The 26,495-nt window shown below is 71.9% G+C and carries 23 protein-coding genes; 10 read left to right on the top strand and 13 right to left on the bottom strand.

Annotated elements, in window-relative coordinates; translation table 11 throughout:
• Positions 1-38 precede the first annotated feature (38 nt).
• From ACZ6I3_RS25245 to ACZ6I3_RS25235, 3 genes are all read right to left on the bottom strand, one after another.
• Positions 39-647, bottom strand: coding sequence for a hypothetical protein (locus ACZ6I3_RS25245; protein ID WP_469417572.1), 609 nt, complete (start codon positions 645-647; stop codon positions 39-41).
• 196 nt (positions 648-843) lie between these two features.
• Positions 844-1,464 carry a DUF7691 family protein gene (locus tag ACZ6I3_RS25240; protein ID WP_469417571.1) on the bottom strand — a complete coding sequence of 207 codons (621 nt, stop codon included), beginning with the start codon at positions 1,462-1,464 and terminating at the stop codon, positions 844-846.
• Between the two features lie 109 nt (positions 1,465-1,573).
• Positions 1,574-3,769: an ArnT family glycosyltransferase gene (locus ACZ6I3_RS25235; RefSeq protein WP_469417570.1), complete on the bottom strand. Its 2,196-nt coding sequence runs from the start codon at positions 3,767-3,769 to the stop codon at positions 1,574-1,576.
• A gap of 143 nt (positions 3,770-3,912) precedes the next feature.
• Between ACZ6I3_RS25235 and ACZ6I3_RS25230 the strand changes: the two genes are divergently transcribed.
• From ACZ6I3_RS25230 to ACZ6I3_RS25210, 5 genes are all read left to right on the top strand, one after another.
• Positions 3,913-4,764, top strand: a complete 852-nt coding sequence (locus tag ACZ6I3_RS25230; RefSeq protein ID WP_469417568.1) for a serine hydrolase — start codon at positions 3,913-3,915, stop codon at positions 4,762-4,764.
• 53 nt (positions 4,765-4,817) lie between these two features.
• The gene (locus ACZ6I3_RS25225) at positions 4,818-5,804 is read left to right on the top strand and encodes an esterase-like activity of phytase family protein (RefSeq protein ID WP_469417566.1); all 987 of its coding nucleotides are present in this window, start codon (positions 4,818-4,820) and stop codon (positions 5,802-5,804) included.
• A gap of 135 nt (positions 5,805-5,939) precedes the next feature.
• Entirely contained in the window at positions 5,940-9,671 is a 3,732-nt protein-coding gene (locus ACZ6I3_RS25220) for an ABC transporter ATP-binding protein (protein ID WP_469417564.1), read from the top strand.
• A 113-nt stretch (positions 9,672-9,784) separates the two neighbouring features.
• A complete protein-coding gene (locus ACZ6I3_RS25215; protein WP_469417563.1) occupies positions 9,785-10,177 on the top strand; it encodes a hypothetical protein in 393 nt (130 codons plus the stop codon).
• Between the two features lie 98 nt (positions 10,178-10,275).
• Entirely contained in the window at positions 10,276-11,718 is a 1,443-nt protein-coding gene (locus ACZ6I3_RS25210; RefSeq protein WP_469417561.1) for a S28 family serine protease, read from the top strand.
• A 26-nt stretch (positions 11,719-11,744) separates the two neighbouring features.
• On the opposite strand, the gene ACZ6I3_RS25205 is transcribed toward ACZ6I3_RS25210, so the two are convergent.
• The 3 genes from ACZ6I3_RS25205 to ACZ6I3_RS25195 form a co-directional block, all read right to left on the bottom strand.
• The gene (locus tag ACZ6I3_RS25205; RefSeq protein ID WP_469417559.1) at positions 11,745-12,404 is read right to left on the bottom strand and encodes a hypothetical protein; all 660 of its coding nucleotides are present in this window, start codon (positions 12,402-12,404) and stop codon (positions 11,745-11,747) included.
• 128 nt (positions 12,405-12,532) lie between these two features.
• Complete coding sequence (locus tag ACZ6I3_RS25200) at positions 12,533-14,404, bottom strand: glycoside hydrolase family 3 protein (RefSeq protein ID WP_469417557.1); 1,872 nt, start codon at positions 14,402-14,404, stop codon at positions 12,533-12,535.
• 321 nt (positions 14,405-14,725) lie between these two features.
• Entirely contained in the window at positions 14,726-15,643 is a 918-nt protein-coding gene (locus tag ACZ6I3_RS25195) for a LysR family transcriptional regulator (protein ID WP_469417555.1), read from the bottom strand.
• 94 nt (positions 15,644-15,737) lie between these two features.
• On the opposite strand from ACZ6I3_RS25195, the gene ACZ6I3_RS25190 reads away from it, so the two are divergent.
• The gene (locus tag ACZ6I3_RS25190) at positions 15,738-16,739 is read left to right on the top strand and encodes an EamA family transporter (RefSeq protein ID WP_469417554.1); all 1,002 of its coding nucleotides are present in this window, start codon (positions 15,738-15,740) and stop codon (positions 16,737-16,739) included.
• Here the strand turns inward: ACZ6I3_RS25190 and ACZ6I3_RS25185 are convergent.
• Genes ACZ6I3_RS25185 through ACZ6I3_RS25175 form a run of 3 tightly spaced genes read right to left on the bottom strand, consistent with a single transcriptional unit; the run spans position 16,660 to position 19,789 of the window.
• On the bottom strand, positions 16,660-17,490 hold the full coding sequence (locus tag ACZ6I3_RS25185) for a sugar phosphate isomerase/epimerase family protein (protein WP_469417553.1): 831 nt from the start codon (positions 17,488-17,490) through the stop codon (positions 16,660-16,662). The genes ACZ6I3_RS25190 and ACZ6I3_RS25185 overlap by 80 nt on opposite strands.
• On the bottom strand, positions 17,487-18,641 hold the full coding sequence (locus ACZ6I3_RS25180) for a dihydrodipicolinate synthase family protein (protein ID WP_469417552.1): 1,155 nt from the start codon (positions 18,639-18,641) through the stop codon (positions 17,487-17,489). The genes ACZ6I3_RS25185 and ACZ6I3_RS25180 overlap by 4 nt, the downstream gene beginning before the upstream one ends.
• The gene (locus ACZ6I3_RS25175) at positions 18,638-19,789 is read right to left on the bottom strand and encodes a Gfo/Idh/MocA family protein (protein ID WP_469417550.1); all 1,152 of its coding nucleotides are present in this window, start codon (positions 19,787-19,789) and stop codon (positions 18,638-18,640) included. The genes ACZ6I3_RS25180 and ACZ6I3_RS25175 overlap by 4 nt, the downstream gene beginning before the upstream one ends.
• A gap of 290 nt (positions 19,790-20,079) precedes the next feature.
• Between ACZ6I3_RS25175 and ACZ6I3_RS25170 the strand changes: the two genes are divergently transcribed.
• On the top strand, positions 20,080-21,129 hold the full coding sequence (locus tag ACZ6I3_RS25170) for a LacI family DNA-binding transcriptional regulator (protein WP_469417549.1): 1,050 nt from the start codon (positions 20,080-20,082) through the stop codon (positions 21,127-21,129).
• Between the two features lie 188 nt (positions 21,130-21,317).
• Here the strand turns inward: ACZ6I3_RS25170 and ACZ6I3_RS25165 are convergent, their stop codons facing one another.
• The gene (locus ACZ6I3_RS25165; protein WP_469417547.1) at positions 21,318-21,890 is read right to left on the bottom strand and encodes a dihydrofolate reductase family protein; all 573 of its coding nucleotides are present in this window, start codon (positions 21,888-21,890) and stop codon (positions 21,318-21,320) included.
• Positions 21,891-22,120: 230 nt separating this feature from the next.
• Between ACZ6I3_RS25165 and ACZ6I3_RS25160 the strand changes: the two genes are divergently transcribed.
• The 3 genes from ACZ6I3_RS25160 (at position 22,121) to ACZ6I3_RS25150 (ending at position 24,493) form a co-directional block, all read left to right on the top strand.
• The gene (locus ACZ6I3_RS25160) at positions 22,121-23,053 is read left to right on the top strand and encodes a bifunctional helix-turn-helix transcriptional regulator/GNAT family N-acetyltransferase (RefSeq protein WP_469417546.1); all 933 of its coding nucleotides are present in this window, start codon (positions 22,121-22,123) and stop codon (positions 23,051-23,053) included.
• A 44-nt stretch (positions 23,054-23,097) separates the two neighbouring features.
• On the top strand, positions 23,098-23,901 hold the full coding sequence (locus ACZ6I3_RS25155) for a sugar phosphate isomerase/epimerase family protein (protein WP_469417543.1): 804 nt from the start codon (positions 23,098-23,100) through the stop codon (positions 23,899-23,901).
• Between the two features lie 61 nt (positions 23,902-23,962).
• Positions 23,963-24,493 (top strand): GNAT family N-acetyltransferase, encoded by a 531-nt coding sequence (locus ACZ6I3_RS25150; RefSeq protein ID WP_469417542.1) that lies wholly within the window; start codon positions 23,963-23,965, stop codon positions 24,491-24,493.
• Here the strand turns inward: ACZ6I3_RS25150 and ACZ6I3_RS25145 are convergent.
• From ACZ6I3_RS25145 to ACZ6I3_RS25135, 3 genes are all read right to left on the bottom strand, one after another.
• Positions 24,447-24,959, bottom strand: a complete 513-nt coding sequence (locus tag ACZ6I3_RS25145) for a hypothetical protein (protein ID WP_469417540.1) — start codon at positions 24,957-24,959, stop codon at positions 24,447-24,449. The two genes, ACZ6I3_RS25150 and ACZ6I3_RS25145, sit on opposite strands and share 47 nt — an antisense overlap.
• A gap of 227 nt (positions 24,960-25,186) precedes the next feature.
• Entirely contained in the window at positions 25,187-25,576 is a 390-nt protein-coding gene (gene rbsD / locus ACZ6I3_RS25140; RefSeq protein ID WP_469417538.1) for a D-ribose pyranase, read from the bottom strand.
• Entirely contained in the window at positions 25,573-26,475 is a 903-nt protein-coding gene (locus tag ACZ6I3_RS25135) for a ribokinase (RefSeq protein WP_469417536.1), read from the bottom strand. Before ACZ6I3_RS25135 ends, rbsD begins: the two co-directional genes overlap by 4 nt.
• Positions 26,476-26,495: the final 20 nt, after the last annotated feature.

The raw sequence follows: 26,495 nt of genomic DNA, 5'->3' as shown, positions 1-26,495 counted from the left end.
CGGCAACAGGCCTGCGGACGCCGGGTATCGAGCACGGCCTAGAGGCCGTCGCGGACCATCGCGGCGACGATGTGGACGTGCCGGTCGGCCGCCGTGGCCGACCACTCGTTGTCGTAGTTCAGGCCGTAGGGCCAGAAGTGCCCGCCGCCGGTGGAGATCTTGGCGCCGGAGCCGTCGTACTGCCTGACGAGGGCGCTGGCCTGGCCGCCGGTCCAGGTGCCGCTGCCGCCGAGGCGGGACCAGCCCGAGCTGGTGCCCACGCCGATGGTGTGGGAGATCTCGTGCAGGGCCGTCCGCTCGTTCATGTAGCTGCGGTTGCTGCCGAAGCGGATGGTCCCGTTGATGTTGCCGTCGGCGGTGGGGACGCCCGGCTCGTAGCGGACGGTGAGGGTCTTGCCCAGGTCGCTGAGGTTGTTGTAGCGGGCCACGGCCGCGTTCATGGCCCTGGTGATCAGGTCGTAGGCCGAGCGCTGGTCCTCGGTGGGGTTGCTCGCGCGGACGAGGGACCAGGTGATGGTGGCCGCGGCGGCGCGGTCGCGGGCCGGGGCCGGTGCCGCGGTGGTCTGCGGGGTGGCGGCCTGGGCGACGCCGGGGCCGGCCAGCAGCGCGGCGGCCAAGGCGGCGACGACTGCCTTGCGTGGGCTCATGGGGGATCCTCCTGTGGGGGTGGCCGCGTGACGCGTGGGGGCGAAACTTCGTACGGCGTTCGGGATCTCGGACATGTAGGGCCGTCGGCGGTATCAGGTCGGAAGAGACGAACTCAGCTAGCTGACACGGCAGTTGGCGCGCTGTCGACCGCAAGTATCCCGATGGGAAGGACGGCGTCAAGAGTTCCCGCAGTGGTCAGTGGAACCAGAAGAGGATCGTGTCCGGGTTCGTCCCGAGCTTCCGCGAACTCTCCCACTCCTCCGCCTCGAACCGCATGACCTCGGCGAACCGGCGGGCCGCGTCGCGGTACTCGGGATCGAGACGGTCGAGCACGGACGCGTAGGCCTCCGCGAGGGCCCCGGCCCGCTGGGCCGGCAGGGTCCCGATGGCCGGCACCGCGTCACCGGGGTGGGGGAGACGCAGCGGCGGGCCGCGGAACAGGAACGTGCCGGGCAGCAGGTCGGACGGTACGCCGTGCCGGGCCAGTTCGTCGTCCATGGAGTGGAACCACGACGGCCGCCGCCAGGCGCCGAGGTCAGTCGGGTCGGAGAAGTGCGCCGCGACGGCCTGGTAGAAGGCGTAGCTGTAGGAGGGACAGAGGTCGGTGCTCGGGGTGCCCTCGATCAGCTCCTCCAGGGCCCGGGCGATGGAGACGTCCAGGTCGATGCCCTGCTCCTGGAACCGGACGTCGGTCCGCTCGCACTCCGTACGCACCCGGTCGAGCGTGTGCTCCTGCCGCTCGGTCCGCTCCACCGCGGTGAGCAGCCGCACCACCGTCCGCATGTCGCCGGTGCTCATCTCCAGGCAGTGGCCCACGCCCGCGCTTCCCTTCACTCGTTCGCCGGAACCCGGTGTCCATGATCGGGGACAGGGGAACGGCCCCCGACCGAGGGGTCGGGGGCCGTTCGCCGTTCTCGTGTGGGACTCAGCTGACGTCGGACGGGTCCAGGCGGTAGATCGCCGACTGGTTCGACTGCGACGAGGAGCTGGAGTTCGAGTCAGAGTTCGTGCTCTCGCTGTACTCGCTCTCCTTCACCGCCGTGCCGTGCTTCTCCACCCACGCCGTCACCTCGGAGCTGACGCTGCTGCCGCCGCCGGGGCCGCCGCCCATGCCTCCGCCGCCGAGCTGGATGTAGTGCAGTTGGCCGTTCTTCACGAGTTCCTTCAGCTTGGCGAGGGTCATCGCCTTGTCGGAGCCGGACCAGCCCCACATGGAGATGACGGGCTCCCCGCTGCTCACGATCAGCTGGGCGGCGCCCTGCGAACTGGACACGGCCAGCAGCCACTCGGCGCCGTCCTGGTGCTTCTTCAGATACGAGATGAGCTCGCTGCTCGCGCCGCCGCCCATGCCGCCACCGCCCATGCCGCGGCCGGGGCCGCCGCCCGTGCCGCTCGTACCACCGGGCTGACCGCTCGTGCCGCCCGCCCCTTCGGGAGCCTGCCCGCTCTGCCCGCCGGACGGCATCCCGCCACCGGGGAAGCCGCCATCGGCCTGGGCGTTGCCGCCGTCGGCCTGGGCGTTCCCGCCCTGCTGAGTCCCACCGGGACCGCCCGAGCCACCGCCCGGGAACCCCCGGCCACCGCCACCGCCACCGCCGCCCCCGGGCCCGCCGAAGCCGCTGCCCGTCGACGGTCCGGCGGTCGGGTTCGTACCGCCCATGCCGCCGCCCGACCCGGACGGCACCGACAGGGCGTACGCCGCCGGACCCGCCACCGCCGCGACGATCGCGGCCGTCACCGACACGGCCAGCAACCGCAGCCGAAGGCCCGAGACGCCGGAGCGGAAGACGAAGAGCCCCGCGATCGCCAGCGCCATGACGACCAGGACCGACGGCCACAGCCAGGTGTTCCAGCCGGAGGCGCGCCGCAGCAGCACCGCGGCCCAGACGGCCGTGACGCCCAGCCCGAGGGGCAGCACCCAGATCCACCGCCGGTCGGCCCGGAAGGCGCGCAGCAGCATCACGCCGCCGCCTCCGCACAGCGCCGCGATGCCGGGGGCGAGCGCGGTCGTGTAGTACGGGTGCATCGTGCCCTCGGCCAGGGCGAAGGTCAGGTAGTGCAGGGCGGTCCAGCCGCCCCAGAGCACGAGCGCGGCCCGGGTGAGATCCGTACGCGGGGCGCGGCCGCACAGCACCAGGCCACCGACGAGCGCGAGGCTCGCGAAGGGGATCAGCCACGAGATCTGGCCGCCGAGGATGTCGTTGAACATCCGGCCGAGGCCCGCGGTGCCGGAGAAGCCGCCGCCTCCGCCCCCGCCGCCACCGCCGTTGCCCTCGCCGCCGAGGATCCGGCCGAGGCCGTTGTAGCCCATGATCAGGTTCCAGGCCGTGCCGTCCGTCGAACCGCCGATGTACGGCCGCTCGGAGGCCGGCACCAGCGACACGGCGGCCGCCCACCAGAAACTGGAGACGACCAGCACCACGGCGGCGGCCCCCAGGTTCACCACACGCTTCACCAACGCGGGCCTGGCCGCGTACAGATACACCGCGAACACGGCGGGCAGCGCGATGTAGCCCTGGAGCATCTTCGTGTTGAAGGCGAGCCCGAAGCAGGCCGCCGCACCGAGCAGCGGAAGCAGCCGCCCGTTCCGCACGGCCCGCAGGCCGAGGGCGGCGCCCGCCACCATCAGGAACACCAGCAGCGTGTCGGGGTTGTTGTCGCGGTTGATGGCGACCGTGATCGGGGTGAGGGCCAGGACGAGGGCGGCGACGGCCGCCGCCGCGTGCCCGAACACCCGCTTCACGGAGGAGTGCAGGATCCAGATCGTGGCCAACGCCGCCACGAGCATCGGCGCCATCATCTGCCAGGTGCCGTACCCGAAGACGCGGCACGACAGGCCCATGACCATCAGCGCGAGCGGCGGCTTGTCGACGGTGAGGAAGTTCCCGGCGTCCAGCGAGCCGAAGAACCACGCCTTCCAGCTCTGCGTGCCGCTCAGCACGGCCGCGCTGTAGAAGCTGTTGAGGCCGGAGCCCGACAGGTTCCAGGAGTAGAGCACCGCGGCCAGGGCGAGGATCACGAGCAGCACGGGCAGCGACCAACGCGGGGCGGCCCGTTCCCCCGGCGCGGGTGAAGGGGGCACGGCTGCGGTGCGGATCTGGGGTTCGGTGGCAGATGTCACCCGAGCATGGTGGCCAGCCCTGGTTGGTGGCCGCTGTGCCGAACCTGGCCACTGCCTGTGAAACGCACAGCGCCCGGTAACGACTCGTACATGCCTTCACCAACGCCTACAACCTTTGCCCCGGGTCCGCGAGTCAAGGGTGCATGACTTCTGGGATATCCCGCCGCGCGAGAGTGCTGGCGGCGGCCGTGGGTACGGGTGTGCTCGTGCCGCTCGTCGCCGCCGCCTCGCCCGCCGCCGCTGCCCCGCCGGCCGTGACCTGCACGTCCGCCAAGGCCGGCCTCGCCGCCAAGCTGAAGAAGGACATCACCGCCGCGCTGGCCGGCCGCAAGGGCACGGTCGCCGTCGGCCTCTACGACCGCAGCACCAACACCACCTGCACGCTGCGCGCGAGTTCCGCCTACGACTCGGCCAGCGTCGTCAAGGTGACCGTTCTCGCCACCCTGCTCTGGGACGCGAAGAAGACGAACCGGTATCTCACCGACCGCGAGACCACCCTCGCCAAGGCGATGATCACCAAGTCGGACAACGCGGCGACCTCCACCTTGTGGAAGCAGCTCGGCATGACGAAGATCAAGGGCTTCCTCAGCGCCGCCGGTATGACCCAGACCAAGCCCGGCGCGAACGGCTACTGGGGCCTGACCCAGATCACCGTCACCGACGAGCAGAAGCTGCTGAAGCTCCTCACCGCCAAGAACGCGGTCCTGAGCGACAACTCCCGTTCCTACATCCTGAAGCTGATGGGCCAGGTCGTCTCGTCCCAGCGCTGGGGAACGCCGTACGGGGTGCCCTCGGGCGTCACCGTCGCCGTCAAGAACGGCTGGCTGCAGCGCTCCACGAACGGCTGGCGGGTGCACAGCGTCGGCGCGTTCAAGGGCGGCGGCCACGACTACGTGATGACCGTGCTCTCCCACGGCAACAGCACCATGAACTACGGCATCACCACCATCCAGGCCGTGGCCAAGGTCATCCACAAGGACCTGGCGGCGAGCTGACCCTTCACCACGCGGCCTACCGGGCGTCACCGGCCCGTCCTACGGTGACGCCCATGCCCCTGAGAACCCGCCTCGCCCTTCTCACCGCAGGCCTGTCGGCGGCCACCTGCCTGACCGCCGCCGGCCCCGCCCAGGCGCACGCCCCGCAGCCCTCGCACGCCTGCTCGCCGTCCGTCTCCATCGACCGCTTCTCCGACGCGCTCGACAAGACGACGTACCAGGACACCTTCGTCGGTAACTTCTCCGCGCTCGCCGTAGACAGCGACGGCTCGCTCGCCGCCCTCTCCGACCGCTCGTCGCTGTTCCGCCTGGACGCGCGGACGCTGAAGCCCCGCTCCGTCCTCCCGCTCACCGACGAGACCGGGACCGCGCTCGACTCCGAGGGCCTGGTCGTCGATCGGGACGGCACCCGCCTGGTCACCTCGGAGACCGAGCCCTCCATCCGCCGCTACTCCCGCACCGGCGCGATCCTCGACCGTCTCCCGGTCCCGGACGACCTGCGCGTGACCCCCGCGGGCCGCGCGCAGCCCAACGGCACGTTCGAGGGCCTGACCCTGCTGCCCGGCGGTCGCACCCTGGTCGCCTCCATGGAGTACGCCCTCTCCGGTGACCCGGCCGACACCGTCCGCTTCCAGACCTGGGACCGCCACCGGGGCCACTTCCGCCTCGGGCGCCAGTACACCTACGGCACGGACCCCGGCCTCGGCGTCTCCGAGATCCAGGCCACCCCCGACGGCCGCCTCCTGGTCCTGGAACGCGGCTTCACCTCCGGCGTCGGCAACACGGTCCGCCTCTACCTGGCCGACCCCCGCCACGCCCTGCGGAAGACCCTGCTCACCGACCTCGCCACCTGCCCCACCCTGGGCGCGACGGCCAAGCAGCCCCAGCCGAACCCCCTCCTCGACAACATCGAGGCCATGGTGATCACGGGCCGGACGAAGAACACCCTCAAGGTCCTCCTGGCCAGCGACGACAACCAGAACCCGACCCAGACGACCCGCTTCTATTACTTGCGGGTAAGGACAACTCCCTTCCTTTAGGGGCGCGGGGAACTGCGCGATCAACCCCCACACCGCCGCACCCGAAGAACAGCCGATCCCTCCACGGCGGGATGAAATCAGCTCCCAAACACGTTGGTGCCTTCCGGCAGCTCAGGACGAATGGAAGGCACCGGTGTGACACCGAAACGGGGATGGGCACGACGACTGTGGGCCTACGCATGGCGCCACCCGAAGGACGTCGTACTCGCCCTCGGCTCCTCCCTGGCGGGCATGGCCGTCATGGCCCTCGTCCCCCTGATCACCAAGGTGATCATCGACGACGTCATCAGCGACCACACCAGGGACATGACCACCTGGGCCGGCCTCCTGATCGCCGCCGCCCTGGTCGTCTACGTCCTCACCTACATCCGCCGCTACTACGGCGGCCGCCTCGCCCTCGACGTCCAGCACGACCTGCGCACGGAGATGTACGGCACGATCACCCGGCTCGACGGCCGCCGCCAGGACGAGCTGTCCACCGGCCAGGTCGTCGGCCGGGCCACCAGCGACCTCCAGCTGATCCAGGGCCTGCTCTTCATGCTCCCGATGACCATCGGGAACTTCCTGCTCTTCGCGATCTCCCTGGTGATCATGGCCTGGCTGTCCTGGCCGCTCACCCTCGTCGCCCTGGCCGTCGCCCCCGCCCTCGCGTACATCGCGAAGCGCAGCCGCACCCGGCTGCACCCCTCCACCTGGTACGCCCAGGCCCAGGCCGCCGCCGTCGCGGGCGTGGTCGACGGCGCCGTCAGCGGCGTCCGCGTGGTGAAGGGCTTCGGGCAGGAGGAGCAGGAGACCGGCAAGCTGAGGGAGGTCGGCCGCAGGCTCTTCGCGGGCCGGCTGCGCACCGTCCGCCTGAACTCGGTCTACACCCCGGCCCTCCAGGCCGTTCCCGCCCTCGGGCAGGTCGCGATGCTGGCTCTCGGCGGCTGGCTCGCCGTACGCGGGCACATCACGCTCGGCACGTTCGTCGCCTTCTCGACCTACCTCGCCCAGCTGGTCGGCCCGGTCCGCATGCTCGCCGTGGTCCTGACCGTCGGCCAGCAGGCCCGCGCAGGCACCGAGCGGGTCCTGGAGCTGATCGACACCGAGCCCTCGCTCCAGGACGGCTCCAAGGACCTCCCCGCCGACGCCCCCGCGACGGTCGAGTTCGACGACGTCTCCTTCGGTTATGAATCCGCCGACGGCAAGACCAGTCCCGTCCTCGACGGGCTCTCCTTCGAGATCCGCCCCGGCGAGACCCTCGCCGTCGTCGGCTCCTCCGGCTCCGGCAAGTCCACCGTCTCCCTCCTGCTGCCGCGCTTCTACGACGTCACGCGCGGTGCCGTCCTCGTCGGCGGCCACGACGTGCGCGAGCTGACCCTGGAGTCGCTGCGGTCCGCGATCGGGATGGTCCCGGAGGACTCGTTCCTCTTCTCCGACACGGTCCGCGACAACATCGCCTACGGCCGCCCGGACGCCACCCAGGAGCAGATCGAGAAGGCCGCCCGAGCCGCCCAGGCGGACCGTTTCATCAGGGAGCTCCCCGACGGCTACGACACCACCGTCGGCGAGCACGGCCTCACCCTCTCCGGCGGCCAGCGCCAGCGCGTCGCCCTCGCCCGCGCGATCCTCACCGACCCGCGCCTGCTCGTCCTGGACGACGCCACCTCCGCCGTGGACGCCAAGGTCGAGCACGAGATCCACGAGGCCCTGAAGGGCGTCATGCGGGGCCGTACCACCCTGCTGATCGCGCACCGCCGCTCCACCCTGAACCTCGCCGACCGCATCGCCGTCCTGGACGGCGGCCGCCTCGCCGACATCGGCACCCACGACGAGCTCCAGCGCCGCTCCGCCCTCTACCGGCGGCTGCTCACCGACCCCGACGAGCTGGGCGCGGTCTCCCCGGGCCACACCCAGCCCGCCTGTCCCCAGGAGGACACCTCCGTCCGGGACGAGCTGGACGCGGAGTTCGACGCCGAGCGCGGGGTCACGCCACGGCTGTGGACCGGCGACCGCGAGCGCAAGGACCTCGCCCTCGCCGAGAGCCCCGCCACCCCGGAGCTGCTCGCCCAGGTCGAGGCGCTGCCCCCGGCCACCGGCGTCCCCGACATCGACGAGTCGCGGGCCGTCCAGCCGGAGGAGTCCTACGGCCTGCGCCGGCTGCTGCGCGGCTTCGGGCTGCCGCTGCTGGTCAGCCTCGCCCTGGTCGCCACCGACGCGGGCATGGGCCTGCTGCTGCCCGTGCTGATCCGGCACGGCATCGACTCGGGCGTCACCCAGGCCGCGCTCGGCGCCGTCTGGGCGGCGGCCCTGCTCGGGCTGGGCGCGGTGGTCGTGCAGTGGGCGGCCCAGATCGGCGAGACCCGGATGACAGGACGCACGGGGGAGCGGGTCCTGTACTCGCTCCGGCTGAAGATCTTCGCCCAGCTCCAGCGCCTCGGGCTCGACTACTACGAGCGGGAGCTGACCGGCCGGATCATGACCCGGATGACGACCGACGTCGACGCGCTGTCGACGTTCCTGCAGACGGGCCTGGTCACGGCCTTCGTCTCGGTCGTCACCTTCTTCGGCATCATGGTCGCCCTGCTGGTGATCGACGTACAGCTCGCGCTGGTCGTCTTCGCGACACTGCCCCTGCTGATCATCGCCACGTTCTTCTTCCGCCGGGCGAGCGTGAAGGCGTACGAGCTGGCCCGCGAGCGGGTGTCGGTGGTCAACGCCGACCTCCAGGAGTCGGTGTCCGGGCTGCGGATCGTCCAGGCGTTCCGGCGTGAGCGGGACGGCGGGCGGCGGTTCGCCGAGCGCAGCGCCGACTACCGCCAGGCACGCATCCGGGGCCAGTGGCTGATCTCGATCTACTTCCCCTTCGTGCAGTTCCTGTCGTCGGTGGCGGCGGCGGCCGTGCTGATCGTGGGCGGCGCCCGGGTCGACAACGGCACGCTGGCGATCGGCTCGCTGGTGGCGTATCTGCTCTACATCGACCTGTTCTTCGCGCCCGTGCAGCAGCTCTCCCAGGTCTTCGACGGCTACCAGCAGGCGACCGTCTCGCTGGGCCGCATCCAGGAGCTGCTCCAGGAGCCGACGTCGACGAAGTCCGCCGACGAACCCCTGGAGGTCCTCTCCCTGCGCGGCGAGATCGCCTTCGAGGACGTGCACTTCGCCTACGGCGACGACGAAGAGGCGCTCGGCGGCGTCGACCTGCGCATCCCCGCCGGGCAGACCGTCGCCTTCGTCGGCGAGACCGGCGCAGGGAAGTCGACCCTGGTCAAGCTCGTGGCCCGCTTCTACGACCCCACCGGCGGCCGGGTCACCGTCGACGGCACCGATCTGCGCTCCCTGGACCTCACCTCGTACCGGCACCGTCTGGGGGTCGTCCCGCAGGAGGCGTACCTCTTCCAGGGAACCGTCCGTGATGCCATCGCCTACGGCCGCCCGGACGCCACCGACGCCGAGGTCGAGGCGGCGGCCCGCGCGGTCGGCGCGCACGACATGATCGCCACGCTGGACGGCGGCTATCTCCACGAGGTCGCCGAGCGCGGCCGCAACCTGTCCGCCGGTCAGCGCCAGCTGATCGCCCTGGCCCGTGCCGAGCTGGTCGACCCGGACGTCCTGCTCCTCGACGAGGCGACGGCCGCGCTGGACCTGGCCACGGAGGCCCAGGTCAACCAGGCCACCGACCGCCTCGCGGGCCGCCGTACGACCCTCGTCGTCGCCCACCGCCTCACCACCGCCGCCCGCGCCGACCGGGTCGTCGTCATGGACCACGGCGCGGTCACCGAGGACGGCACCCACGACGAACTGCTCGCACGCGGCGGTCGCTACGCCGACCTGTGGCGGACCTTCATCGGCGCCGCCGAGCCGGAGGAGCCGGTCGGGGCGTCCCGCTGACGGGCACCCGGCGAGGGCGTCTTCGTTACGGTCGTGCAACCGTCCGGCATACGTCATGCGTCCGTACAGCCATACGCCGATGGTCGCGCACGACGCGGTACGGGAGGACAACAGTGGACAGTGGAGCGATACGCCGGCGGTTCGCGCTCGGCCTGGCCGTGCTGACCGCCTCCGGCTTGCTCGCCGTGGCGGCGCCGGGCGAGGCGCAGGCCGCCACCACCGCGCCCTGCCCCGGCCGCAAGGTCCGCACCCTGCCGTTCTCCACCGGGACCGTGTACGTCTACAAACGCGGCGGCTACATCTGCGCCGTGACCGTGACCAAGAAACCCGGCGTGAAGCAGAAGATGTCGGTGAGCGTGCAGGCGCGCGGCAACCGCCCGGTCGTCGACGAGGGCAAGTACGCCTACCTCGCGGGCCCCGTCACCGTGCACGCCGGGCGCCGCTGCGTCTGGCTCAAGGGCAGGGTCGGCCCCAAGTCCGTCAGCACCGGCTGGATCCTGTGCTGAATCCCCGCCCGCGCACAGGGTTTTCCCTATGTCCCCTGGTGCTCCGGTGAGTTGGTCCGCTAGCTTCCGGCGCACATCTGTCTCACAGGGGAGTGCGCATGCGCAAGGCGCTCAGATGGCTGCTGGCGCTCACGGTGCTCATAGGCACACTGGGCACGGCGTCAGCGGCCACCGCCGCCGAGCCGGAGGCCACCGGCACCGGCAGCACCACTGACATCAAGGAGAGGCTGCTCTCCGTCCCGGGCATGAGCCTGGTCGAGGAGAAGCCGTACACCGGCTACCGCTTCTTCGTCCTGAACTACACCCAGCCGGTCGACCACCGGAAGCCGTCGAAGGGCACGTTCCAGCAGCGCATCACCGTGCTGCACAAGGACGTGGCCCGCCCGACGGTGTTCTTCACCAGCGGCTACAACGTCTCCACGACGCCCCGCCGCAGCGAGCCCACCCAGATCGTGGACGGCAACCAGGTCTCCCTGGAGTACCGCTTCTTCACCCCGTCCCGCCCCGACCCGGCGAACTGGTCCAAGCTGGACATCTGGCAGGCCGCCAGCGACCAGCACCGCGTCTTCAAGGCCCTGAAGAGCGTCTACGGCAAGAAGTGGCTCTCCACGGGCGGTTCGAAGGGCGGCATGACCGCCACCTACTACGAGCGCTTCTACCCGCGCGACATGGACGGCGTCGTCGCCTACGTCGCCCCCAACGACGTCGTGAACGACCGGGACGCGGCCTACGACCGCTTCTTCGCACACGTCGGCACCAAGGAGTGCCGCGACCGGCTGAACGCCGTACAGCGCGAGGCGCTGGTCCGCCGCGAGCCGCTGGAGAAGAAGTACGCGGCCCACGCCGAGGAGAACGGCCTCACCTTCACGACCATCGGCAGCCTCGACAAGGCCTACGAGGCCACCGTCCTCGACTACGTGTGGGGCTACTGGCAGTACAGCCTGCTGAAGGACTGCGACCAGATCCCGGCCGACGCGAAGAACGCCACCGACGACGAGATCTGGACCTCCGTCGACACGATCTCCGGCTTCTCCGCCTACGCCGACCAGGGCCTGACGACCTACACGCCGTACTACTACCAGGCCGGCACGCAGCTCGGCGCGCCGACGATCGGCTTCCCGCACATCGAGAGGAAGTACATCCGCTACGGCTACCAGCCGCCCCGCAACTTCGTCCCGCGCGACATCCCCATGAAGTTCCAGCCGGGGGCGATGCGGGACATCGACACCTGGGTCCGGCACAACGCCCGGCAGATGCTCTTCGTCAACGGCCAGAACGACCCGTGGAGCGCGGAGCCGTTCCGCGTCGGCAAGGGCGCGAAGGACTCCTACGTCATGACCGCTCCGGGCATGAACCACGGAGCCAACGTCGCGGGCCTCGTGCCCGAGCAGAAGGCCCTCGCCACCGCCCGCATCCTCGACTGGGCCGGCGTCGCCTCCACCGCGGTACAGGCCGACCCGCAGGCGGCGAAGCCGCTGGCGAAGTTCGACGCCAAGCTCGACAAGCGGGAGACGCGGCGGGAGATGACGCTGCGCCCGTAACGCGGTGAGGTGTGCCCGGCCGTCGCTCACAGCGGCCGGGCGCACCCCACGGGCCGATCGCCGCCGAGCCGGACGTACAGCACGGTCGAGCCGGGGCAGTCGGCCCGTCCGGCGACCGCCCGGGTCACCCGGTACTCCGGCTTCCGCTCGCCCGTCCCGTCGCACGCGGTCTCACGGACCTGCCCGTCGCCGGAGCCGTAGACGCAGTCGCCCACGATGGTGCGCGGCCCGCCCCCGCCGCCCGGGTCGCCGGGGTGCGGCGGCTGGAGGTTGCGCATACAGGCGTAGCCGCGCGGCACCGCCCCGTCGCCGTCCTCGTCGGACGCGGGCCGCTGCTCGCTGATGTGCAGCACGAAGTCCGTGGTCCGCGGGCAGCGCGGTCCGTCACGCACCGCGCCGTCGTGCCGCGCCACGACCCGCGCCGCCGCCCGCTCGCCGGTGCACGGCACCTCGGTGAAGCTCGTCGTACCGAACGAACTGCACTCGTCGACCGCGAGGAACACCGCCCCGTACCCGGACGGCCGGGTCGGCGACGGTGAGACCGCGACGCTCGTCCCCGTCCCCGTCGCCGGCTCGCCCAGCCGGCCGTCCTCCGCCACCCCCGCCGACGGACTCTGACACCCGACCAGCAGCGCGACCAGCAGAAGCAGCCCGCCCACCACCCCCGCCGAACCCGTCTTGCGCATTGCCGTCCCCCTGAGTGCTCAGGGCCCTGAAGCCCTGCCCCAGCGTGGCCCGTGATCGCGGGCGCACGCCAGGGACATGGGACGGTTTGCGCCCTTCGGGGGTAGTGCGCCCGGTCCGTGGCGTACGTCTAGTACGTCAGACCGTGCCCGACCGGGTACAGCACCTGCTCCGGATCATCCGCCCGCTGGACGGGGACCGGCAGTTTCCCGCGTGGTTTCACCCGGCCCGCGATCACCCGTGCGGCGGCCCGCAGTTCGACGTCCGTCCAGGAGTAGGCGGCGAGGCAGGCCGGGGCGGACGGCAGCTGGGCCACGTCGTAGGGATTGCGGATCGCGACCGCCACGACCGGCCTCCCGGTCGCCACGAGCTGCTCGACCAGGGCCTTCTGGCCGCTGCTCGCCGTGACGTTGTAGGTGGCCGCCACCACGGCGTCCGCGTCCCGGGCGGCCGCGACCGCCTTGGCGACGGTCGCCGCCGAGGGGGCGGTGCCGGTGGACAGGGCGGTGGCGGTGAAGCCGAGTTCCGACAGCGCGCCCGCTAGCACTCCCGTGGGCGGACCGGTCGTGCCCGACGGTGACGCCGGATCGGCCCCGACCACGAGCACCTTGGGGTGGCGGCGCCGGGACAGCGGCAGCAGCCGGCCCTCGTTGACGAGCAGCGTGGTCGTCCGCTCGGCGATCCGGTCCGCCGCCTTCAGATGCGTACGGATGCCGACGGCCCGGTCGACGCCGCCGTGGCTGACGTACGGCGCGCGGAACAGCCCCAGCTTCGACTTCAGCCGCAGCACCCGCAGGATCGATTCGTCGAGCCGGGCCTCCGTCAGCTCGCCCTCACGCACCGCTGTCAGCACGGCGTTCCAGGCCAGGTCCAGCTTCGGCGGGTTGAGCAGCTGGTCCACGCCCGCCTTCAGGGCGAGCACCGGCACCCGGGCGTCGCCGTACTTGGTCCGTACGCCCTCCATGCCGAGGGAGTCGGTGACCACGACCCCGTCGTAGCCGAGCCGCTCGCGCAGGATGCCGGTGAGGATGGGGCGGGAGAGGGTCGCCGGGTCGCCGGAGTCGTCGAGGGCCGGGACCATCAGATGGGCGGTCATGATCGAGTCGATGCCCGCGGCGATGGCCGCCCGGAAGGGGGGCGCGTCCAGCCTCTCCCAGACCTCCCGGCTGTGCGTGATGGTGGGGAAGCCGGTGTGGCTGTCGACGTTGGTGTCCCCGTGCCCGGGGAAGTGCTTGGCGGTCGCGGCGACCCCGGAGCCCTGGTACCCGGCGACCTCGGCGGCCACCAGCCCGGCGACGGCCCGCGGGTCGGCGCCGAAGGACCGTACGCCGATGACCGGGTTGGCCGGGTTGACGTTCACGTCGGCCACGGGGGAGTAGTCCTGCCGGATGCCCATCGCCCGCAACTCGGCGCCCGCGATCCGGCCGAGCGCCCGCGCGTCGGACCGCGACCGGCCCGCCCCGACGGCCATGGCCCCCGGGAAGAGCGTCGCGGGCTTGCCCACCCGGGCGACGATCCCGTGCTCCTGGTCGGTGGAGATGAGCACCGGCAGCCCGCGGGGCAGTCCCAGTGAGGCCCGCTGGATGCCGTTGGAGAGGTCGGCGATCTGGTGCGGTTCGCGGGTGTTGTGTGCCCAGGCGAAGTAGATGATGCCGCCGACCCGGTATTTCGCGACCAGCTCGGCGGCCGTACGGACCCCGATCTCCTTGAGGTTGGCGTCGATGTCGGCCTGGTCGGGGGCGGTGGCGGAATGGCCGTAGACCCGCATCACGAAGAGCTGGCCGACCTTCTCCTCCAGCGTCATCCGCGAGACGTGGGCGCGCAGTCGCTTGTCATCCGGAGATCCGGAGGAGCCGGAGGGGCCTGAGGAGCCGGAGGAGCCGGAGGCGTGCGAGGGCCCGGCGGCCGCGAGACCGGCGGTGACGCCGGCCGTGGCGGCGAGAACGGTGCGTCTGGAGGGCTGTGCGGTGCTTCCCGTGCTTCCCGTGCCGGTGTCGTGCACGTGCGCTCCTTCCGGAGATGATCCGCTGGGATCCGCTGAAGGAAACTTCCAAGACGTCACCAATAACCGGGAAGTTTCTGCCAGTCAAGGGAACGCGCAGGGGCCGCCACCGGCGCGGTTGGAGGGGGTCGCGCCGGTGGCGGTGGGGCCGCCGGTCGCGGTACGGCGGAGAGGGTGGTCAGCGATCGCAGCCGGCAGCGAGGGCCGACACCGCACCGTGGTGACTCTCCGGGGGCCTGTGCGTTGGACGGCCCGGATCCGGACCGGGTTCCCGGCGCGGGCCGGATTTCCGGAAGTCGGTACGCAGGGTGAACCGGTGGCTCAACGGGGCGTGTGAGCCGACACTTTCGGCCACTGCTCGCCCAGTGCCCGCACGGTCTCCGCGATGGCCGGACGCCGTGCCGCCCCCGTCCGCCACAGCGCGTACAGCCGCCGCACCGGCATGGGATCGAGCGGCACCTCCACCACCCCGGCGGGCAGCGCACCGCGCCCCAGCCGCGGGATCAGCGCGACACCGAGCCCGGCCGCGACGAGGGCGACGAGCGTCGGGTTCTCCTCGGCCTGGTGGACGATGTCCGGCTCGTGCCCGGCCGTGCGCAGCGTCCGCAGCAGCCAGTCGTGGCAGACCCGCCCCGGCGGCTGGCAGATCCACCGCTCACCGCCCAGTTCCTCCCGCCGTACGGCCGTGCGCCCGGCGAAGGGATGCCCCTCCGGCACGAGCAGATCGCACAGGTCGTCCCCGATGACCGCCTGTTCCACGCCCGGCGGGGCGGGCAGCGGTGCGATGTCCCAGTCGTGCGCCACGGCGAGGTCGACGGCTCCCTTCGCCACGAGGTCGACCGACAGATGCGGGTCGACCTCGGTGAGCCGGGCGTCCAGGGCCGGGTGCCTGCGGGCCAGTTCGGCCAGCACGCCCGGCAGCAGCCCGCGCGCCGCCGACGAGAACGCGGCGACGGTCAGCCGCCCGGCCGGCAGCCCCCGCCGCTCCTCCAGATCGGTCTCCGCCCGCTCCACGATGGCCAGCAACTCCTTGGCGGTAGCCGCCAGTTGCCGGGCCTCGTCGGTGAGCCGCACACCCCGTCCCTCCCGCTCCAGCAGCACGGTCCGCGTCTCCCGCTCCAGCTTGGCGATCTGCTGGGACACCGCGGAGGCCGTGTACCCGAGCGCGACGGCGGCGGCCCCGACGGTGCCGTGCACGGAGACGGCGTGCAGGGCGCGCAGCCGCTGGAGGTCGAGCATGGGACTCCCCACTTCCATGATTCAGCGATGCTTCATCCAACTCTGCAGCAATCATCGCTGGTGCTTCACGGTCGCCGGACGCGATGCTCGCGGCATGCGCCCCTCACACCTCGCTCTCGCCGTGCTGGTCGCCGCCGTCTGGGGCGTCAACTTCACGGTCATAGAGATCGGCCTTGACCACTTCCCGCCCCTGCTCTTCTCGGCCCTGCGCTTCCTCGCGGCGGCCCTGCCCGCGGTGTTCCTCGTGGGCCGCCCGAAGGTGGCGTGGAAGTGGATCGTGGCGGTCGGCCTGGTCCTGGGCGTGGCGAAGTTCGGCCTGCTGTTCGTCGGCATGGACGCCGGGATGCCGGCCGGCCTGTCGTCCCTGGTCCTGCAGATACAGGCCGTCTTCACGGCGGCCATCGCCGCCCTCACCCTCGGCGAACGGCCTTCCCGCACCCGGCTGCTGGGCATGCTGATCGCCCTGGCCGGGATCGCCGTGGCGGCCGTGGACGAGGGCGCCTCGGGCCCGCTCGGCGCCTTCGCGCTGGTCGTCGCGGCGGCGGCCTGCTGGGGCGCCTCGAACGTCCTCACCCGCAAGGCGGCACCCCGCGACTCCCTCAACTTCATGGTCTGGGTGAGCACCGTCCCGGTCCTGCCCCTGCTGGCCCTCTCCCTCCTCGTGGAGGGCCCGTCCCGTGACCTGGCGGCACTGCGCGCGATGGACTGGCAGGGCGCGGGCACGGTCGTCTACGTCGCCTGGATCACGACGGTCTTCGGCTTCGGCGCCTGGGGCCTGCTCCTGCGCCACCACCCCGCCTCCACGGTCGCCCCCTTCTCCCTCCTGGTCCCGGTCTTCGGGATGTCGTCGGCGGCGCTGTTCCTGGGGGAGCCGGTGAGCCCGCTGCGGTGGTGCGCCGCCGCGCTGCTGGTGGGCGGGGTGGCGCTGACGTCCGGCTTCCCCCGGCCCCCGCGTACGGCCACCGCCCCGCCCGGAACGTCCGGGCGGGGCGGTGTGAGCGCGGTTCAGGGCTGGATCACAAGGTGTGCTCGACGAACCTCGCCGCCGTCTCGGCCAGCACCTCGCGGCCGTCGCGTGCCCACAAGCCGTCGTTGAACAGCTCCACTTCGATGGCGCCGGTGTACCCGGCGTCCTCCACGTACCGCTGCCACTCCCGCATGTCGATCGCGCCGTCACCGATCTGGCCCCGGCCGGTCAGCACGCCCTCCGGGAGGGGAGTCGTCCAGTCGGCGAGCTGGAAGGTGTGGATACGGCCGGACGCGCCCGCGCGGGCGATCTGCGCGGGGGCCGTGTCGTCCCACCAGATGTGGTACGTATCGACGGTGACCCCGACCTGCCGCGCCGGGAACCGTTCGGCCAGGTCCAGGGCCTGCGCCAGCGTCGACACCACGCAGCGGTCGGAGGCGTACATCGGGTGCAGCGGCTCGATGGCCAGGCGGACGCCGTGCTCCTCGGCGTACGGCCCCAGTTCCGCCAGCGCGTCCGCGATCCGCTCCCGCGCCCCGTGCAGATCCTTCGAGCCGGCCGGGAGCCCGCCCGAGACCAGGACCAGCGTGTCCGTGCCGAGCGCCGCCGCCTCGTCGATCGCGCGCCGGTTGTCGGCCAGGGCCTCGGCCCGCTCCCGCGGGTCGATCGCCGTGAAGAAGCCGCCCCGGCACAACGTCGTCACCGTCAGGCCCGCGTCCCGGACCAGCTTGGCCGTGGCCTCCAGGCCGTACGACTCGACCGGCTCACGCCACAGGCCGACGTTGACGACGCCCAACGCACGGCAGGTGTCGACCAGTTCCGGTATCGACAGCTGCTTGACCGTCATCTGGTTGATGGAGAAACGCGCGAGCTCCGTCACTGGTTCACCCCGTACTGGGACAGCAGGTTCTTCATCCGCTCCTGCGCCAGCTTCGGGTCGGGGAACAGACCGAGACCGTCGGCGAGTTCGTACGCCCTCGCGAAGTGCGGGAGCGAGCGGGCCGACTGCAGGCCGCCGACCATCGTGAAGTGCGACTGGTGGCCCGCCAGCCAGGCCAGGAACACCACGCCCGTCTTGTAGAAGCGGGTCGGGGTCTGGAAGAGGTGGCGGGAGAGCTCGACCGTCGGGTCCAGCAACCCCCTGAAGCCCTTCACATCCCCCGTGTCGAGCACCCGGACCGCCTCCGCCGCCAGCGGGCCCAGCGGGTCGAAGATGCCGAGCAGGGCGTGACTGAAGCCCTGCTCGTCGCCCGCGATCAGCTCCGGGTAGTTGAAGTCGTCGCCGGTGTAGCAGCGCACCCCGTCGGGCAGCCGGCGGCGCAGGTCGACCTCGCGCCGGGCGTCCAGCAGGGAGACCTTGATGCCGTCGACCTTGTCGGGGTGGGCCGAGATCACCTCCAGGAAGGTGTCCGTCGCCGCGTCCAGGTCGGACGACCCCCAGTAGCCCTCCAGCGCCGGGTCGAACATCGGGCCCAGCCAGTGCAGCACGACCGGTTCGGCGGACTGGCGGAGCAGCCGGCCGTAGACCTCCAGGTAGTCCTCGGGGCCCGAGGCGGCCGCCGCGAGCGCCCGGGACGCCATCAGGATGGCCTGGGCGCCGGACTGCTCCACGAGCGCGAGCTGCTCCTCGTAGGCCGCGCGGACCTCGGCGAGGGACGCCGGGCCGGTGAGCTGGTCGGTGCCCACGCCGCAGGCGATCCGGCCGCCGACCGACTTCGCCTCGGCCGCAGACCGGCGGATCAGCTCCGCCGCGCCCGCCCAGTCCAGGCCCATACCGCGCTGCGCGGTGTCCATGGCCTCGGCGACCCCCAGCCCGTGCGACCACAGATGGCGGCGGAAGGCGAGGGTGGCGTCCCAGTCGACGGCGGCGGGCGAGTCGGGGGACACGTCCGCGAAGGGGTCGGCGACGACGTGCGCGGCCGAGAAGACCGTGCGGGAGGTGAACGGGGAACCGGTGGTGAGGGCGAGCGGCTCCTGGCGGGGCTCGTACGCCCTCAGGGACCCGCTCGCGTCCGGGAGCTGGATGGTCACAGGCCGATCTCCGGTACGTCGATACGACGGCCCTCGGCCGAGGACGCGAGACCCAGCTCGGCGAGCTGCACACCGCGGGCACCGGCCAGCAGGTCCCAGTGGTAGGGCGCGCCGGCGTAGACGTGCTTGAGGAACAGCTCCCACTGGGCCTTGAAGCCGTTGTCGAACTCGGCGTTGTCCGGGACCTCCTGCCACTGGTCGCGGAAGACCTCCGTGGCGGGGATGTCCGGGTTCCAGACCGGCTTGGGGGTGGCCGAGCGGTGCTGGACGCGGCAGTTGCGCAGACCGGCCACGGCCGAGCCCTCCGTGCCGTCCACCTGGAACTCCACCAGCTCGTCGCGGTTGACGCGCACGGCCCAGGAGGAGTTGATCTGGGCGATGGCGCCGCCCTCCAGCTCGAAGACGCCGTAGGCGGCGTCGTCGGCGGTGGCGTCGTACGGCTTGCCGTTCTCGTCCCAGCGCTGCGGGATGTGGGTGGCGGTGAGCGCCTGGACGGACTTCACGCGGCCGAACAGCTCGTGGAGCACGTACTCCCAGTGCGGGAACATGTCGACGACGATGCCACCGCCGTCCTCGGAGCGGTAGTTCCAGGACGGGCGCTGGGCGTCCTGCCAGTCGCCCTCGAAGACCCAGTAGCCGAACTCGCCGCGCACGGACAGGATCCGGCCGAAGAAGCCGCCGTCGATGAGGCGCTTCAGCTTCAGCAGGCCGGGGAGGAAGAGCTTGTCCTGGACGACGCCGTGCTTGATGCCGGCCTCGTCCGCCAGCCGGGCCAGGTCCAGGGCGCCGGCGAGGCCGGTGGCGGTCGGCTTCTCGGTGTAGATGTGCTTGCCGGCCGCGATCGCCTTCTTCAGGGCCTCCTCACGGGCGGAGGTGACCTGGGAGTCGAAGTAGATGTCCACCGTCTCGTCGGCGAGGACCGCGTCCACGTCCGTCGACCAGTGCTCCAGCCCGTGCTGCTCGGCCATCGCCTTCAGCGCGTGCTCACGGCGGCCGACCAGGATCGGCTCGGGCCACAGCACGGTGCCGTCGCCGAGGTCGAGGCCGCCCTGCTCACGCAGGGCCAGGATGGAGCGGACCAGGTGCTGGCGGTAGCCCATGCGCCCGGTCACGCCGTTCATGGCGATACGCACCGTCTTGCGTGTCACGTCGTTCCCTTCGTACGCGGTCGTCGCGCCGCGTACGCCCACTGGTGAGCGTTGCAGCAAGCGCTTTCTACATACGGAGAAGCTAGCCTCTGAACCGTGGTCCGGACAAGACCGTGACCAGGACGAGTTGTTCGAGGGGGCGAACAACCGGGGGTCGGGGGCTTAAGGTCTGGTCGGAACCTTGGCCAAGGATTAGATGAGGCCAGGGCTTTCGACCTGCTCGGAACCGTGGTCACGGGTCCGGGTGTGTACGAGGGCGACGACAAGATGCGCGACCGGAGGACGACGACATGACGGTGACCCTGGCGGACGTGGCGGCCCGCGCGCAGGTCTCGCCCGCGACGGTGTCGCGCGTGCTGAACGGGAACTACCCCGTCGCCGCCTCCACCCGCGAGCGGGTGCTGAAGGCCGTGGACGAGCTGGACTACGTGCTCAACGGGCCCGCGAGCGCCCTGGCCGCCGCCACCTCCGACCTGGTCGGGATCCTGGTGAACGACATCGCCGACCCGTTCTTCGGGATCATGGCGAGCGCGATCCAGGCCGAGATCGGCGGCCCGGGCGGCCGTGCGGGCGGGGAGAGACTCGCGGTGGTCTGCAACACGGGCGGCTCCCCGGAGCGGGAGCTGACGTATCTCACGCTGCTGCAGCGGCAGCGTGCGGCGGCCGTGGTGCTGACCGGCGGGGCGATCGAGGACGCGGAGCACCGGACGGCGATGGACACGAAGGTGCGCAAGCTCGCGGAGGCGGGGACGCGGGTGGTGCTGTGCGGGCGGCCGCCGGCACCCGAGACCGGGGCGATCGCGCTGACCTTCGACAACCGCGGGGGCGGGCAGGAACTGACCGAGCACCTCATCGGCCTCGGCCACCGGCGGCTCGGCTACATCGCGGGCCCCGAGGAGCGGACCACCACCCGGCACCGCCTTGAGGGCCACCGGGCCGCGCTCGCCGCGCACGGTATCGAGGAGGACCCCCGCTGGACGGTGCACGGACGCTACGACCGCAGGTCCGGCTACGAGGCGACGCTGGAGCTGCTGCGGCGTGACCCGTCGCTGACGGCGGTCGTCGCCGCGAACGACTCCGTCGCGCTCGGGGCGTGCGCGGCGCTGCGCGACTCCGGGCGGCGGATCCCCGAGGACGTGTCGGTGGCCGGCTTCGACGATCTCCCCTTCAGTATCGACGCGGTGCCCTCACTCACGACGGTGCGGTTGCCGTTGGCGGAGGCCGGGGCGCGGGCCGGGCGGATCGCGATGGGGCGTGAGGAGGCGCCGCCCGGGGGGATCACTTCGGTGCGGGGGGAGTTGATGGTGCGGGGGTCCTCCGGGGTTCCGCGGGTTTCCTAGTCCTGGGCGTTGCTGCCGCGCCCGTGCTGGGGGCTGCCCGGCCCGTGCTGGGGGCTGCCGCCCCCAGGCCCCCGCTTCGGCCTGAACGGCCTCGTCCTCAATCGCCGGACGGGCTGGGGTGTGGCTGATCTGGCTTGCTCGGGTGGGGCCGGTGTTTCGCGGGCCCCACCCCACCCCACCGCGCCTCGTCAGCGAACGACGTCGAAGACGTTCTTCTGCAGACCGTTGGCGTAGGCCTCGTGCTCGACGAGCCGCAGCTTCTGGGCGTCCTTGTCCGTGGTGCTGAAGAGCCGCTTGCCCGCGCCGAGCAGAAGCGGGAAGACGAGCAGGTGGTAGCGGTCGATCAGGCCTGCGTCGGAAAGGGCCTGGTTGAGGGAGGCGCTGCCGTGGACGATGATCGGGCCGCCCTCCGTCTCCTTCAGCGCGGCGACGTCGTCGAGCGACCGCAGGATCCTCGTCTCCCCCCAGTTCTTCACGAGCTCGTCCTCGGTGAGGGTCGTGGAGACGACGTACTTCGGCATCACGTTGTAGTCGGCGAATTCCTCCATGCCGGGCCACACCGGGCTGAACGCCTCATAGCTGGTGCGGCCCATCATCATCGCGGTGGCTTCCCGCTGTTCCCGGTCCTTGATCTCGAACGCTTCGGGCAGGAACTCGGCGTGCTTGAAGGTCCAGCCGGAATTCCGGTAGCCGGGCTCGCCGCCGGGGGCCTCCACGACGCCGTCGAGCGAGACGAACGCGGTACTGATCAGGGTGCGCATCGCGGGTTCCTCGGTCTCTCATGTCAGGTTCTCGGGGGGACTTCGTCCGTGCGTGCTTCCACGACACTCGCTCCCGCGGTGCACGAACACGTCCTCTGACTGCGCCATACGGAAGAACTCATCGGTCGTCTCTCATCCGGATCATGTGCGTGTCTGGCCCTGCGTGTCCCGGACCGTTAGGCTCGGCTCGTCGGTATCTCTGACTGAGTCAAACATCCGGGGGTGAGGCCATGACCGTCCAGGACATCCGCTCTTTCAACCGCTTCTACACGAACGTCATCGGCGCGCTCGACTACGGCCGCCACATGTACGCCCCCTACACGCTCACCGAGTCCCGTGTGCTCTACGAGCTCGCCCACGCCCCACGCACCGATGCCGCCGACCTGCGGGCGCAGCTGCACCTGGACGCCGGATACCTGAGCCGCATCCTGAACAAGTTCGAGGAGGACGGGCTGATCGAGCGCGGCCCGTCCGAGAGGGATCCGCGGCGCCGCCGCATCACCCTCACCACGCCCGGCCGGGAGGCCGCCGCGCTGCTCGACGAGCGGGCGCGGGAGACGGTCGGGGCGATGCTGGACACGGTGCGGGCGGAGGACCGGCCCCGGCTGGCGGAGGCCCTGCGGACCGTCCGGGCGCTTCTGGGGGACGGCCGCGCCCCGAGCCCCGACGACGTCGTGCTGCGCGAGCCCGTCCCCGGCGACCTCGGCTGGATCGTGGAACGCAACGCCGCGCTGTACGCCGCCGAGTACGGCTTCGACGCCGACTACGAGGGCCTGGTCGCCCGGATCGTCGCCGACTACGGCGAGGACCACGACCCGCGTCTGGACCGCACCTGGATCGCCGAGCTGGACGGCCGGCGGGTGGGGTGCGTGATGTGCGTACGGGACGACGCGCCCGGGGCCGCCCGGCTCCGGCTGCTGCTCGTCGAGCCCGACGCGCGCGGCCTGGGCATCGGCGACCGGCTGGTGGGGGCCCTCGTCGACTTCGCCCGCGAGGTCGGCTACCGCGAGGTGGTCCTGTGGACGAACGACATCCTCGGCGCGGCCCGCCGCATCTACCAGCGCCACGGCTTCGAGCTGGTCGCGGAGAAGCCGCACCGCTCCTTCGGCCAGGACCTGACCGGCCAGGACTGGCGGTTGGATCTTCACGCAACACCGGAGTGACCAAAAGGAGTCGTGGGCGGGGGTGCCGGGTAGGGTCCGTCCGTATGAAGCTCGCGTTCTCCACCCTCGGTGTCCCCGGCATGCCCCTGCCCGACGTCCTGCGGCTCGCGACCTCGCACGGCTACCACGGCGTGGAGCTGCGCACCCACCCGGAGGAACCGGTCCACACCGGCCTCGACCCGTCTCAGCGGGCCGAGGTGGCGGCCGAGTTCAAGGGATCGGGCGTAGAGATCCTGGGCCTGGCGGGATACACGCGCGTCGCCGCGCCGGGCGACGACGAACCCGTCCTGGCCGAGATCCGTGCCCTCCTCGACCTGGCCCGCGACCTCGGCGCCCCGTACATCCGGGTCTTCCCCGGCGGCGACCTGGACGTCCAGACCCCCGAGGAGGCCGACGCGACGGCCGCCCGGCGGCTGGGCACGGCCGCCGAGTACGCCAACGACCTGGGCGTCCGCATCCTCCTGGAAACCCACGACTCCCACCGCACCGCCGCCGACGCCATGCGCGTCCTCGGCCTCGTCGGCCACCGCCAGGTCGGCGCGCTCTGGGACGTCATGCACACCTGGCTGGGCGGCGAACAGCCCACGGAGACCTACGCGGCGCTCTCCCCCCACCTCGGCTATGTCCAGGTGAAGGACATCGCCTCCGCCGAGGACACGACCCCCCTGCCCCTCGGCGCGGGCGTCCTCCCCCTCGCCGAGTGCGTCGAAGTCCTCTCCCGCCACAACTGGGACGGCTGGCTCTGCTGGGAGTACGAGAAGCGCTGGTACGAGACGGCCCGGCCGCTCCCGGACCTGCTGGAGGCCGGGCGCGAACACCTGGGCAGGTTGCTGAACGACTCGGCGTGACGGGGCGGTCCGGCGGAAACCCCGTTGCCGCCCCGCCCCCACGTCACTAGCGTCCCGCCTCATGCCCCCGACACTCCACACCCCCCGCCTCCTCCTGGACCCGTACACCCCGGAGGACGAGGAGCGCTTCGTCGCCTTGTTCCAGGACACCCGGGTGTCTCGGTGGATGGGCGACGGTCCTTCGCCCGAGCCGGAGGACCGGGCCCTGTTCGGGCGGATCTTCACCAAGGTCTACGCACACGACCTGTTCGACGTGTGGGCGGTCCGGCGCGCCGGGCTTCTGGTCGGGCACGCGGAGATCAAGCGGACCGACGAGGCCGGCGGGTACGAGATCGTCTACGCCCTCGCCCCGGAGGCCTGGGGCAGGGGCCTGGGGACGGAGCTGGCCGGGGCGCTCGTGACGTACGGCTTCGAGACCCTGGGCCTGACCGAGGTACACGCCACCGTCGCCGCCGACAACGAGGCCTCGCTGCGCCTGCTCACCCGGATCGGGTTCGAGCACGCCAGGGACATCGAGGAGGACGACGGCGGCCTCACCCGTGTGCTCACAGCGTGCCGAACACCACGCCACGCCAGGTCCAGCCCGAGCTGAGGACGACGTCCCGCAGCGGATCGCGCAGCTCCGCGCTGTCGAAGCGGAAGGTCTCCGTCGCTTCGAGTCGACCGCTCTCCCCGCGCCCGACCGTGTAGTGACGGGAGACGGTCCTGTCCGGTCCCCGGGTGTACTGCTGGGAGATCTTGAGCCTGGGCGGGTTCCCGACCCGGGTGACCTCGCGCCCCTCCTCCAGGACCCGCACCTCGTGTTCCTCCTGGACGAACCGCATCCGGATCCGGACGGCGCGCGTCAGCCGCGACTCGACGAAGAGCGCCTGCCAGGCGGGCTCCGTCATCCGCCACTCGGCGACGAGGTCGGCCTCGCCCGCGGCCCCGGCGCGGACGACGTACGGGACATCGGGCCGGTTGAGGCCGAGCAGGCCGCCCCGCACGTCCGCGGCCGGGCACGGAACGATCCCGTCCGCGGGGCGCCTGGTTCCGGTCAGCTTGTCGAAGAGGCCCATGGAGTCAACCTAGAGCGGGGGCCGGAAGCCCCGGCAGGGGGCCCTCAAGAAACAGGCAAGAATTTCTTGCTCCGCCGTGCAACCCTTTCGGGCCCAGGCGGGTCGTACTAGGCGTCAGGACTTCTGGAGGGGGAGATCTGGGGGGATCGCGGGGTTCCTGACGGGAGGGGAAAGGCCGAGGGGGCCTGGTCGACGGACCGGGCCCCCTCGAAACCGTTCCGGGCCCCTCAGAAGAAGACGCCGCACCTCAGCAGCACATTCGCGTACGGCCGTGCCTCGCCCGTGCGGACGATCAGCCGCGCACCCGCCGACAGCTCCTTGAGCCGCTCGTGCGAGACGAGGTCCAGCCCGGGGAAGTGGCCCGCCAGCAGCTCCGACGCCTCCGGGTTCGCTTCCCGCAGCTCCGTCGCCGCCGTCGCCGCCTCGACCACCAGCTCGGCCAGCAGCCCTTCCAGCACCTCGGCGAACGCGGGCACCCCGGCCCGGAAGGCCAGGTCCACCACCCGGGGCCCGTCGGGGATGGGCATGCCCGCGTCGCACACCAGCACCCCGTCCCCGTGGCCCAGTTCGGCGAGCGCACCGGCGAGGTGACGGTTCAGTATTCCGGCCTTCTTCATAGTGCGGCGACCTCCGCCGCCGTGGGGAAGGACGCCTGCGCGCCCTCCTTCGTCACGGTCGCCGCCCCGACCCGGGCCGCGTACGCCGCCGCCTCCGCCAGGGACGCGCCCGCCCCCAGCCGGGTGGCCAGCGCCGCGGTGAACGCGTCACCCGCGCCCGTCGTGTCCACGGCGTCCACCTTCACGGACGCGACCCGGGAGACACCCTCCGAGGAGGCCACCAGCGCGCCCTCTCCGCCCAGCGTCACCACCACCGACCGCGGCCCCTTCGCGAGCAGTATCCGGGCCCAGTCCTCCGGCCTGTCCCCCACAGCGGACGAGCCCAGGATCACCTTCGCCTCGTGCTCGTTGACGATCAGCGGGTCGCAGGCCGCCAGCACCTCCGACGGAAGGGGGCGCGGCGGGGAGGGGTTGAGGACGAAGCGGCTCTCCGGAGCAAGGTTCCGTACGACCGCCACCACCGTCTCCAGCGGGATCTCCAGCTGCGCCGACACCACCCGGGAACTCTGGAAGAGGCACGCGGCGGCGTTCACGTCCTCCGGGGCCAGCCGGCCGTTGGCGCCCGGCGAGACGACGATGCTGTTGTCCCCGGACGGGTCGACCGTGATGAGCGCGACCCCGGTCGGCGCGCCGCCCACCAGGACACCCACCGTGTCGACACCGGCGTCCCGCTGCGACTCCAGCAGCAGGCGGCCGTGCGCGTCGTCGCCGACCCGGGCCAGCAGCGCCGTACGGGCCCCGAGCCGGGCGGCCGCGACCGCCTGGTTCGCGCCCTTGCCGCCCGGGTGGACGGCCAGATCGGAGCCGAGCACGGTCTCGCCGGCACCGGGCCGGCGCTCGACACCGATCACCAGGTCGGCGTTGGCCGACCCCACGACCAGGAGGTCGTAGTCGTACATGAGTTGTCTCCCCACGTCAG

The sequence above is a fragment of the Streptomyces sp. NPDC041940 genome, assembly GCF_055589465.1.
This window is presented reverse-complemented; position numbering and strand designations above follow the sequence as displayed.

What these genes read in the sequence shown, in the direction of transcription:
- ACZ6I3_RS25155 (WP_469417543.1), top strand. Translation starts at nt 23,098, where the DNA reads ATGAAGCTCGCGTTCTCCACCCTCGGTGTCCCCGGCATGCCCCTGCCC.
- ACZ6I3_RS25210 (WP_469417561.1), top strand. Translation starts at nt 10,276, where the DNA reads ATGCGCAAGGCGCTCAGATGGCTGCTGGCGCTCACGGTGCTCATAGGC.
- ACZ6I3_RS25135 (WP_469417536.1), bottom strand. Translation starts at nt 26,475, where the DNA reads ATGTACGACTACGACCTCCTGGTCGTGGGGTCGGCCAACGCCGACCTG.
- ACZ6I3_RS25230 (WP_469417568.1), top strand. Translation starts at nt 3,913, where the DNA reads ATGACTTCTGGGATATCCCGCCGCGCGAGAGTGCTGGCGGCGGCCGTG.
- ACZ6I3_RS25195 (WP_469417555.1), bottom strand. Translation starts at nt 15,643, where the DNA reads ATGCTCGACCTCCAGCGGCTGCGCGCCCTGCACGCCGTCTCCGTGCAC.
- ACZ6I3_RS25145 (WP_469417540.1), bottom strand. Translation starts at nt 24,959, where the DNA reads ATGGGCCTCTTCGACAAGCTGACCGGAACCAGGCGCCCCGCGGACGGG.
- ACZ6I3_RS25165 (WP_469417547.1), bottom strand. Translation starts at nt 21,890, where the DNA reads ATGCGCACCCTGATCAGTACCGCGTTCGTCTCGCTCGACGGCGTCGTG.
- ACZ6I3_RS25245 (WP_469417572.1), bottom strand. Translation starts at nt 647, where the DNA reads ATGAGCCCACGCAAGGCAGTCGTCGCCGCCTTGGCCGCCGCGCTGCTG.
- ACZ6I3_RS25205 (WP_469417559.1), bottom strand. Translation starts at nt 12,404, where the DNA reads ATGCGCAAGACGGGTTCGGCGGGGGTGGTGGGCGGGCTGCTTCTGCTG.
- ACZ6I3_RS25170 (WP_469417549.1), top strand. Translation starts at nt 20,080, where the DNA reads ATGACGGTGACCCTGGCGGACGTGGCGGCCCGCGCGCAGGTCTCGCCC.
- ACZ6I3_RS25150 (WP_469417542.1), top strand. Translation starts at nt 23,963, where the DNA reads ATGCCCCCGACACTCCACACCCCCCGCCTCCTCCTGGACCCGTACACC.
- ACZ6I3_RS25225 (WP_469417566.1), top strand. Translation starts at nt 4,818, where the DNA reads ATGCCCCTGAGAACCCGCCTCGCCCTTCTCACCGCAGGCCTGTCGGCG.
- rbsD (WP_469417538.1), bottom strand. Translation starts at nt 25,576, where the DNA reads ATGAAGAAGGCCGGAATACTGAACCGTCACCTCGCCGGTGCGCTCGCC.
- ACZ6I3_RS25190 (WP_469417554.1), top strand. Translation starts at nt 15,738, where the DNA reads ATGCGCCCCTCACACCTCGCTCTCGCCGTGCTGGTCGCCGCCGTCTGG.
- ACZ6I3_RS25160 (WP_469417546.1), top strand. Translation starts at nt 22,121, where the DNA reads ATGACCGTCCAGGACATCCGCTCTTTCAACCGCTTCTACACGAACGTC.